The organism is Pseudomonas sp. TJI-51, from assembly GCF_000190455.2.
GTDB lineage: Bacteria > Pseudomonadota > Gammaproteobacteria > Pseudomonadales > Pseudomonadaceae > Aquipseudomonas > Aquipseudomonas juntendi.
Genome location: NZ_AEWE02000005.1, coordinates 51,156 through 60,784 on the forward strand (window position 1 = coordinate 51,156; position 9,629 = coordinate 60,784).

Annotated in this window: 8 protein-coding genes and 1 tRNA gene; 3 read left to right on the forward strand and 6 right to left on the reverse strand. The window is 64.8% G+C overall.

What is annotated here, in order from left to right; all coding sequences use genetic code 11:
- Window positions 1–139: 139 nt before the first annotated feature.
- A complete protein-coding gene (locus G1E_RS01230) occupies window positions 140–1,033 on the forward strand; it encodes a LysR family transcriptional regulator (RefSeq protein ID WP_009683764.1) in 894 nt (297 codons plus the stop codon).
- A gap of 59 nt (window positions 1,034–1,092) precedes the next feature.
- On the opposite strand, the gene tcuB is transcribed toward G1E_RS01230, so the two are convergent.
- The 4 genes from tcuB to G1E_RS01250 form a co-directional block, all read right to left on the reverse strand.
- The gene (tcuB, locus tag G1E_RS01235) at window positions 1,093–2,274 is read right to left on the reverse strand and encodes a tricarballylate utilization 4Fe-4S protein TcuB (RefSeq protein WP_009683765.1); all 1,182 of its coding nucleotides are present in this window, start codon (window positions 2,272–2,274) and stop codon (window positions 1,093–1,095) included.
- A complete protein-coding gene (gene tcuA, locus G1E_RS01240) occupies window positions 2,255–3,709 on the reverse strand; it encodes an FAD-dependent tricarballylate dehydrogenase TcuA (protein ID WP_009683766.1) in 1,455 nt (484 codons plus the stop codon). Before tcuA ends, tcuB begins: the two co-directional genes overlap by 20 nt.
- Before the next feature lie 113 nt (window positions 3,710–3,822).
- Window positions 3,823–4,692: a LysR family transcriptional regulator gene (locus G1E_RS01245; protein ID WP_009683767.1), complete on the reverse strand. Its 870-nt coding sequence runs from the start codon at window positions 4,690–4,692 to the stop codon at window positions 3,823–3,825.
- A 78-nt stretch (window positions 4,693–4,770) separates the two neighbouring features.
- On the reverse strand, window positions 4,771–5,565 hold the full coding sequence (locus G1E_RS01250; protein WP_033690564.1) for a substrate-binding domain-containing protein: 795 nt from the start codon (window positions 5,563–5,565) through the stop codon (window positions 4,771–4,773).
- Window positions 5,566–5,797: 232 nt separating this feature from the next.
- Here G1E_RS01250 and G1E_RS01255 point away from each other — a divergent pair, with 232 nt between their 5' ends.
- Window positions 5,798–7,042, forward strand: a complete 1,245-nt coding sequence (locus G1E_RS01255) for an MFS transporter (protein WP_009683769.1) — start codon at window positions 5,798–5,800, stop codon at window positions 7,040–7,042.
- A 7-nt stretch (window positions 7,043–7,049) separates the two neighbouring features.
- Entirely contained in the window at window positions 7,050–8,303 is a 1,254-nt protein-coding gene (locus G1E_RS01260) for an arsenic transporter (RefSeq protein WP_047149566.1), read from the forward strand.
- A gap of 33 nt (window positions 8,304–8,336) precedes the next feature.
- Here G1E_RS01260 and G1E_RS01265 read toward each other — a convergent pair whose 3' ends face one another.
- Both G1E_RS01265 and G1E_RS01270 read right to left on the reverse strand, forming a co-directional pair.
- A complete protein-coding gene (locus G1E_RS01265; protein ID WP_009683772.1) occupies window positions 8,337–9,200 on the reverse strand; it encodes a DUF2242 domain-containing protein in 864 nt (287 codons plus the stop codon).
- Between the two features lie 200 nt (window positions 9,201–9,400).
- Window positions 9,401–9,477, reverse strand: a tRNA-Asp gene (locus G1E_RS01270).
- Window positions 9,478–9,629: the final 152 nt, after the last annotated feature.

Sequence of the window (9,629 nt, forward strand, 5' to 3'; positions counted from 1 at the left end):
ACTCTTGTTGATCAATGGACATCATTGATGTTGTGGACACAAGATTGACAGGGATGGATAAATCAATCCAATGCAAATATCGTAGTTATTATTCCGATCCAGGCATCAATTAAACACCGGGGCCAGAGAGCGATTCGAGATGGAATATGAACTCCAAGACATCCGATCTTTCGTGAAAATCGCCGAACTCGGCAGTTTCCACGAGGCTGCGGAAGCGCTGCATTTGTCCCAGCCGGCGCTCAGCCGGCGGATCAAGAAGCTGGAAGAAGGGTTGGGCACGTCCCTGCTTGAGCGCACCACCCGTCGCGTCAGCCTGACCAGTGTCGGGCGCGACTTCCTGCCCAAGGCCAGGCGCCTGCTGGATGACTTCGAAGACTCGATCCTGAGCATTCGCGAGCTGGCCGAGCGCCAGACCGGCCAGGTGACCCTGGCCTGCATCCCCACCGCCGCGTTCTATTTCCTGCCGTCGGTGATTCGCGACTACAACGAGCAATACCCGAAGATCCGTATCCGCCTGCTTGACCTCAGTGCCAACGACGGGCTTGAAGCCGTGCTGCGCGGTGAAGCCGACTTCGGCATCAACATGATGAGCGGCCAGCACCCGGACATCGAGTTCGTCTCGCTGGTACAGGAGCATTTCGTGCTGGCTTGCCGTCGCGACCACAAGCTGGCAAACCGGGAATGCGTGACCTGGACGGAACTGGCCGACTACCGCCTGATTGGCGTGGGCCGGCTGAGCGGCAACCGAATGCTGCTGGACCACGCCCTGTCCGGGCTCAACCTGCGGCCCAAGTGGTTTTATGAAGTGCAGCACCTGTCCACCTCGCTGGGCATGGTCGAAGCCGGGCTGGGCGTGTCGGCCATGCCCAGCCTGGCCATGCCCAACGCCGACCACCCGACGCTGGTCAGCGTGCCGCTGACCGAACCCGAGGTCACGCGCACCCTGGGCCTGGTCTACCGGCGTGGCGCCTCGCTGTCGCCGGCGGCGGAAAAATTCGTCTCGATCCTGCTGGAGAAGTGGCCCAACCGCTGACCGGTCAGCCTCTCGTTGGCCTGGGTGCAGCGAGGGGTGCAGGGCGGCAGCACTCATCGTCATTCCCCGCCCAGGCCGAGGGTGTTGGGGCGGCGCTTCTCGATGGCGAACTTGAGCAGGGCCGCCGAGCGGAACAGCCCATGGGCGAACTTGCCATAGGGCAACGTGATGAACAGCGCCATGACCGTACCCAGGTGCAGCGCCAGCACGATCGCCATTGCTGCGGTATCACGCAGGCCCAGCAAGGCAAGGCCACTGGCGCTGACCAGCAGCAGGAGCAGAATGAAGGCACGGTCCATGGGGCGCTGGGCGACGTCGCCCTGCTCCGGGGCCCGGCGCAGGTTCAGCGCCAGCAACCCGAGCGGGCCGACGATCAGGCCGATACCCCCCAAGGTACCAAGCAGCACCGGCGCGCTGAGCAGCGGGTATGGCGCCTGCTGGCCCAGCAGGTAGTGGTAACCGGTAGCGACGACCGTGGCGGCAAAGCACAGCATGAAGCCGTAGAAGGTCATGTGATGGAAGCGCCGGCGCCACAGCGTGTAGCGGTCATCGGCATTGTTGCAGCCCTGGCCGTGGCCACCGTCCAGGTACTTCAAGGTCAACACCGCGCTGGTTGCCTCCAGCACAGCGCCTTGGGCGGGTTGCGCCTGGGCGTTTGCAGGCGTTACAGCACGCCAGAAGCGACGTACCGCCACCCCAAGCGCCAGGCCCGCCGCCGCGAATACCCCACCGAACATCAATGCCAGGGTATTGTGCGGGAAAACCGCGTAGAAGTTTCCGGCCAGCCGCCCCGGCAACAACGTGCCGTTGAGCCACAAGGTCAGCAGCAGGAACAGCGATAGGGCCAGCGACAGGGCAACGGCGACGTAGGTGCCGTTGTGCTGATACAGCCGGCCGAAGCGGGCCGGCCAGGCATACTCGGCGTAGGTCTGGCCACGCACCTTGGCCATGGCCTGGGGCACGTTCACGGCAAATTCGTGGGGGTCGGCGTACTGGCAGGCATGCAGGCAGGCCCCACAGTTGTGGCACAGGTTGGCCAGGTAGTGGATGTCGGCCTTGCCGAACTCAAGCCGACGGGTCATTGCCGGGAATACGGCACAAAAGCCCTCGCAGTAGCGGCAGGCATTGCAGATACGCATTTGCCGGTCGACTTCCTGCTCTTCCAGGTTCAGCGCAGGTATCAGTTCGAGTGCTGCGGGTTGGGCGACGGGCTGGCGTGCTTCAGGCAGTTGCGCGGTCATGGTCGTTCTCGTGTTCTGGATGGTCGTGGCCGGTTGCGGCAGCGGCGCTGGTGCCGGCGATGCGGCCGAAGGCAGTGCCGATGGACATGCCGACACCTGCCGTGTAGCCCTTGCCCAGCACATTGCCCGCCATCATTTCGCCGGCGACGAACAGGTTGGGACTGGGCCGACCGGCAAAATGCACGGCCGCCGTTTCATCGGTGCGCAGCCCCAGGTAGGTGAAGGTCACGCCGGGGCGCAGCGGGTAGCCGTAGTAAGGCGGCGTGTCGAGCGGCCGAGCCCAGTGGCTTTTCACCGGTTGCAGGCCTTGGGTGTGGCAGTCGTCCAGGCGGGTGTGATCGAAGCTGCCGACCCGGCAGGCGCGGTTGTAGGCCTGCACCGTCTCGACGAAGGCCGGCACGGGCAAACCGAGCAACGCCGCCAGCCCCTCCAGGGTGTCGGCGCGCGCGCCCGGGAACACTGGCGGCATGAAACGACCTAGGGCTTTCTGGTCAATGATCGAGAAGCCCACCTGCCCTGGCTGCTGAGCCACCAGCCGGCCCCAGATGGCATAGCGCTTGGGCCAGAAATCCTCGCCTTCATCGTAAAAGCGCTGGCCGTCGCGGTTGACCACCACCCCCAGCGACACACAGTCGATACGCGTGCAGATGCCGCCGTCGTAAAGCGGCGCCCGGGCGTCGATCGCCACCATGTGCGCTTGCGTGGGGTCGCCGATGGTGTCGGCACCCTGTTCGATCATGCGGCGCAACAGCACCCCTTCGTTGAACCGCGTACCACGAATCAGGAAGTTGTCCGCAGGCCATTCGCCCCGCTCGTTCTGCCCCCAGGCATCGCGCAACCACTGGCGGTTGGACTCGAAGCCACCGGCCGCCAGCACACAACTGCGCGCCTCGATACGTTCGCCCGGCAGGGTGCGCCCCTGAACCTGGCGCGCCGGCACATGGGCGGCAACGAAGCGGCCGTTGTCCAGCTCGATGTCGGCCACAGGCGTGTCGTAGCGTATCTGCACGCCCAGCGCTTCGGCGCTGCGGAAATAGGCATTGACCAGCGCCTTGCCACCCCCCATGAAAAACGCGTTGGTGCGGGCAGTGTGCAGCGCACCGGACAAGGAAGGCTGAAAATGCACGCCATGCCGGCGCATCCAGCCCCGGCAACTGGCAGAGGCACGGATCACCAGGCGCGCGAGCTTTTCGTCGGTCTGGCCCCCGGTGACCTTGAGCAGGTCCTGCCAGAACTCCTCTTCCGGGTATGCCTCGACCAGCACATCCTGCGGGGCGTCATGCATGCAGCGCAGGTTGCGCGTGTGTTGGGAATTGCCACCACGCCAGGCGCGGGGTGCGGCTTCGAGCAGCAGCACGCTGGCTCCGGCCTCGCGCGCCATCAGCGCGGCACAGAGGGCGGCATTACCCCCTCCGATGACTAGCACATCGATCATTTCGCCTCCAGATCACGAAGCGCCGAATGGTCGGCTGCTCCTCGTGGCCAGGGACTTTAATCAGTGCCCGGGCGGGGCGAAACGCGATGACACCGGGGGGGCCTTCAGTTTTTCTAAAGGGTGGGCACGATCCGGGTCGCCAGTGCAGCCGGTGACAGTTCGTCGTCGGCCAGGCTGACCATGACATTGCGGCGCTGCGCCTGGGCATCATCAATGGCATAGACCCGCAACCCCGCCTGGTGCGCCCGGGCCACCGTGGCGCCCGGCTGCAGGGTGGCGGCATGGCCCGCACAAACGCAATCCATCAGCAGCGACAGGCCATCGACTTCCATGACAATGTTGGCCTCCAGCCCGGCACGCTCGAAGATCGCGCGCAGGGTCGCGCGCAAGCCGTGCTGTGTGCTGGGCATCACCAAGGGCAGCGTGGCGATCTGCTGCAACGTCAGCGATTCACCCCATTCGGGGCGCACCAGCGCGGCGGGGATGAGTGCAAACAGCCGCTCGGTCAGCAGCGGCCGCACATCCAGCCGCGGGCCCGCTTCTGCCTGGAACAACACCGCAAGGTCAAGGTGCCTGGCGTTGAGCTGGTTCACCAGGTAGCCCGACAGCATCTCCACCAGGTGCAGGCGGATGTCGGGGTAGCGTTCACGCATCTTGTCGATCAGCGCCAGGCCCAGCACCGACGCTGTAGTCGGCGCCAGGCCCACGCTGACATAGCCGCTCATGCGGCCGCTTTGCGCGGCCAACACTGCGTGCTCTGCCTGGCGCAGGGCCAGGCGCGCGTGGTACTCGAAGGCCAGGCCCGCAGCAGTCGGCGACACGCCGGTGCTCGAGCGCGTCAGCAACCGGGTACAGACCTCGCTTTCCAGCTTCGACAATTGCTGGCTCAGTGCCGAAGCACCGACGCCAAGCTCGACCGCAGCCCTGCCAAGGCTGCCGTGCTCCAGGACACTCAGGAAATAGCGAAGTTGACGTAACTCCATACAGCTCTCTTTCAACGATAGGGGGCTATCCTTGCGCATCTTAGCCTTTAGCAGGCCCGATGGCGCCGCCCCCTGCCGCTAACCGCGCGAATGGGGCAGTGGCTTCAGGCCGCTGTCCTCGATCGCTGCGTCGGCTTGTGGCGATGCCAGGTAGTCGAGCAGCGCCTGCGCGGCGGCATGGTGCTGGCTGTTGCTGACCACCGCGCCCGAATACAGGGTCATTTTCTGGGCTTCGGCCGGGATCAGGCCAACGATATCGATGCCCTTGACGGGTTTGAGCTCGCTCAACTGCTGGAAGCCGATTTCAGCCTGGCCGCGAGCGATCACAGCGCCTACCGGCTCGGCAGGAATCATGTGGGCCTTGGCCGCGAAGCCAGCACCCAGGTGCATGCCGGGGAATAGGGTCTTGGACAGGTAGACGCCGCTGGCGCTGTCGGAGTACGCCACGGATTTGCTGTTGAGCAGTACGGCGCGCAAGCCCTGCAAGGTGCTGATATCCGGCTTGGGCTGGCCTTGGCGCACGGCCATGGCGATGAATGATTGGCCCAGGTCGACCCGGCTGCTCTTGTCAGCCTGGCCACCCGCCACCAGCTTGTCCAGGGCAGCACCCACCATCAGCACAACGTCCGCCGGCTCGGCACGGGCAAGCCTGTTGGGAATGGCCTGTGGCGTTTCGCCCATGGAAGGCGCGGCCAGCACCTGCAGCTTGACCCCGAATTTCTTCTCGTAGGCAGGCGCCACTTCCCGGATTGCGCCCATGATGCCACCGGAGCTCAGGACCGTGAGGGTTGGCGGTTCGGCAGGCGCAGCCTGGGCGAGCGAGCAGGCCAATGAAGACGCTAATACAGCAGCACAGGACAACATTCGAAACACTGGAGTTTTCTCCGCAGTAAAAGCACGGCATGCTAGCGAAGCGGGAAGCGCCTGCGGCGTGAAGCAGCCATTAAGAATGTTTCACGTTCGGTATTCGGAGCGCTTTTCAACACCCAGTTGTCAATTGAATAACGACCACCGAGCATGGCCTGGGCAAAGCCGTGTGCCTGTCCGTTACGGCCGGCGCACACCGCGGGTGCGCTCCCCCCATGATCCCTTTCGAGATTGCATCTTGGCCAAACCACGCTCTCCCGCTTCCCCCGACGGCGCCCTCGACTGCCTGAACTTCTTTTTGGCAGATGTGCGCGACGGGCTTGGGCCATACCTGGCCATCTATCTGCTGGCGGTGCATCAATGGCAACCGGCAAGCATCGGCCTGGTAATGAGCCTGGCAGGCATTGCTGCACTGTTGGCGCAAACCCCGGCAGGGGCATTGATCGACCGTACCAAAGCCAAGCGTGCCGTGGTGGTGATCGCTGCGCTGCTGGTGACTGGCAGCTGCCTGCTGTTGCCGTGGATTTCCTCGTTCAGCGGGGTAGCCCTGACCCAGACCATCAGTGCCCTGGCGGGCTCGATCTTTGCGCCAGCGATTGCCGCCATATCCTTGGGCATCAGCGGCCCCAAGGCCTTTACCCGCCGGGTAGGCCGCAACGAAACCTTCAACCATGCTGGCAACGCCTGTTCGGCGCTGCTGGCCGGCGGCCTGGCCTACCTGTTCGGCCCGGTGGTGGTGTTCTACCTTATGGCCGTCTTGACCGTGGCCAGTGTGGTGGCGGTGAGCTGCGTGCCTGCCACGGCCATCGATCACCAAGTGGCTCGCGGCCTGGCGCATGGCCCTGGCGGTGATGACGCCCCTGCAGGGGTACGGGTACTGCTGCACAACCGGACCCTGCTGGTATTCGCCGCATGTTGCGCGCTGTTTCACCTGGCCAACGCGGCCATGCTGCCACTGGTCAGCCAGAAGCTCTCGCAGGTCGACCTGCAGCTGGCCACCCCGCTGACCTCCGCCTGCATCGTTGCCGCGCAACTGGTGATGGTGCCCATGGCGCTGCTGGTAGGCGCCAAGGCCGAACACTGGGGCCGCAAGCCGTTCCTGCTGATCGGTTTCCTGATACTGCCGCTTCGCGGGGCGCTCTATGTGGTGTCTGACAACCCGTTCTGGCTGGTGGGCGTGCAACTGCTCGATGGCATCGGCGCCGGAATCTTCGGTGCGCTGTTCCCGATTGTGGTCAAGGACCTGACCGAAGGTACCGGCCGATTCAATGTGAGCCTTGGCGCGCTGACCGCGGTGTTCGGGCTGGGCGCCGCGCTCAGCCCTGGCATCGCCGGGCTGGTGGTGCAGGCTGCAGGCTACGATGCGGCGTTCCTGACCCTGGCCGGTATCGCCGGGGTCGCCTTCATCCTGGTAGTGCTGGCGCTGCCAGAAACGCACCCGCGCAGCCTGCCAGCGCCACTGCCCACCCCGGTCGGAAACTGAGCGCCTTATGCCTGTCAGTGAAAGTGCATTGATCATCTGGGCGGTCGCCGCACTGGCGACCTGCGGCGTCATTTTGCGCCCATGGCGCGTTCCGGAGTACGTCTGGGCCATGGGCGGGGCGGTGCTGCTGGTCGGCCTTGGCCTGATGACGCCTCGGCGGGCCCTGGCCGCGGTGGCCGAAGGCGGTGACGTCTACCTGTTTCTGGTCGGCATGATGGTACTGGCCGAACTCGCTCGTCAGGAAGGCCTGTTCGACTGGCTGGCACGGTATGCCGTGCAGCATGCGCGGGGTTCCGGGCAACGGCTGTTCGACCTGGTATTCCTGGTGGGCACGCTGGTTACGGTGTTCCTGTCCAACGACGCCACGGCCGTGGTCCTGACCCCGGCAGTCTATGCCGCGTGCAAGGCCGCCAAGGCCGACCCACTGCCCTACCTGTTCATCTGCGCCTTCATCGCCAACGCCGCGAGTTTCGTACTGCCTATCTCCAACCCTGCCAACCTGGTGGTATTCGGCAGCCATATGCCGCCACTGCTGGACTGGCTACGCCAGTTCAGCCTGCCTTCCCTGGCCGCAATCTGCCTGACCTATGGGGTGCTGCGGGTGACTCAGCGCCGGCAGATCCGCCAACCGCTGGCGCTGAGCGTGAGCGGCGCGCCCCTGAAGACTGGCGCCCGCCTGTGTGCAATGGGCATCGTGGTCACCGGCGCGTTGCTGCTGGGCGCCTCGGCACTGGACCGGGCGCTGGGGCTGCCAACATTCTGTGCCGGGGTGGCGACCACGGCACTGATCCACCTGTGGCAGCGGCGCAGCCCACTGCCGGTGCTGCGCCACGTGGCCTGGGGCGTGCTGCCCTTGGTGGCAGGCCTGTTCATACTGGTCGAAGCCGTTGCACAGACCGGGCTGATCGAACGCCTCGCCCAGGCACTGGCCAGCCTGTCCGCACAAACACCGGTTACCGCCAGCTGGGTCGGCGGCGTGGGTGTAGCGATCGCCAGCAACCTGATGAACAACCTGCCCACCGGGTTGATCGCCGGGTCCATGGGCTCGCTGATGGCGCTGCCCCAGCAAACCACTGCAGCCTTGCTGATCGGCGTCGACCTGGGGCCGAACCTGTCGATTACCGGCTCCCTGGCCACCCTGTTGTGGCTGGTGGCGATCCGCAGGGAGGGGGAGCATGTCAGCGCATGGCGTTTTCTGTGCCTGGGTGCGCTGGTGATGCCACCTGCGTTGGCCGCCGCGCTGCTGGCCTTGTGGGTATGACAGGGCCCGCCAGCGGCCAGCACTGCTAAAGCATCAAGGCGTGGCCGTGGCTGCCTCGGCCGGCTGCGCTTCCTGCTGCACCTGAATCGGCGCTGCTTCGGGCGGCGGTGCCAGCGGCTGCGAACCTTGGCTGTCATCCACCACGGGTGCCACTGGCGCCTCCGTGGCTGGGGCAGCCGCTGCTGGCGCGGGCTGCGTTTCGGTGACAGGCGCGGCCTGCGCGGCGGGCGTAGTTTCAGCAGCGGGTGCCGGCGCTGCTGCCGCCGGGGTCGGTGCCAGCGGGTTCGCCGCCGCTTGCTCCGGCAGCCCCAGGGTAACCGCCGGCTTTTCCACTTTTGGCGCTTCGACCTTGGCTTTGCTGACCTTCTTCGGCTTGGGCAGGTAACTTTCCACCAAGGCAAAATAGCGATCGTAGAATTGCGCCGCCGTTACCGTCTCGCTCGCGACCTTGACCATCGAGTCGTCGCTGGAGCCAATCGGCATCGACACCGACCCCAGCACACCCACGCCCAGGCTGGCCGAGGTGTTGGATTTTTTCAGCGCGTAGCGGTCCTGCAGGGCGTTGGCGAACATGGTCGAGTGCTGGTCGTCACTCGCGTCTGGCGCGCAGGTAACGTTGAAGCTGATCTGCAGGTGGTTTTCGCTGTTCTGCTGGAAGCTCTTGTTGCCCACTACCTGGTTGGCACCGCTGCTGGTGATGATGTAGCCCTGGCTGAGCAAGGCGCGCCGCGCCGCCTCGCAAGAGCCGGCATCGCTTACCGGGAAACTGCGCGAGAACGTACCCGAGTCAGCGAAGTTCTCGTGCTCGTAGACGGCCGCTTTTTTCGAAGAACAACCGCTCACGCCCGCCAGCACCAGGGCCAGCCCGAGCGCACCAAAGACGGAAGATCTGGTCATTGCGTATTCCGGGTATGTCGAGAGGGTGCCTATTGTGCAACACAGCAGGCAAGCACACCAACCACTGGTCGGTGAAGAACCTGTAAGGTTGGTGTAAATGTGGGCCCAGGCCAATAACAGCCAGGTACCAGAACGAAAAAAGCGACCCGAAGGTCGCTTTGACGTTGCCTCAAGGCGTTCATGGGGCCTTGGGGCGAAGATGGCGCAGCGGACGGGACTCGAACCCGCGACCCCCGGCGTGACAGGCCGGTATTCTAACCGACTGAACTACCGCTGCGTATCATTCAGGCTTGCGCCCGATTGAAACTGGGTCTGACCTTGGGCACGAGGGCCGCGAGGCAGGCACAAAAAAAGCGATTGGATCATCGCTTCTCTCGTGTTTGTTTCAAGGCGTTCTAGGGACCTTGAAACGAAGATGGCGCAGCGGAC

What these genes read in the sequence shown, in the direction of transcription:
- tcuA (WP_009683766.1), bottom strand. Translation starts at nt 3,709, where the DNA reads ATGATCGATGTGCTAGTCATCGGAGGGGGTAATGCCGCCCTCTGTGCC.
- G1E_RS01260 (WP_047149566.1), top strand. Translation starts at nt 7,050, where the DNA reads ATGCCTGTCAGTGAAAGTGCATTGATCATCTGGGCGGTCGCCGCACTG.
- G1E_RS01265 (WP_009683772.1), bottom strand. Translation starts at nt 9,200, where the DNA reads ATGACCAGATCTTCCGTCTTTGGTGCGCTCGGGCTGGCCCTGGTGCTG.
- G1E_RS01245 (WP_009683767.1), bottom strand. Translation starts at nt 4,692, where the DNA reads ATGGAGTTACGTCAACTTCGCTATTTCCTGAGTGTCCTGGAGCACGGC.
- G1E_RS01230 (WP_009683764.1), top strand. Translation starts at nt 140, where the DNA reads ATGGAATATGAACTCCAAGACATCCGATCTTTCGTGAAAATCGCCGAA.
- tcuB (WP_009683765.1), bottom strand. Translation starts at nt 2,274, where the DNA reads ATGACCGCGCAACTGCCTGAAGCACGCCAGCCCGTCGCCCAACCCGCA.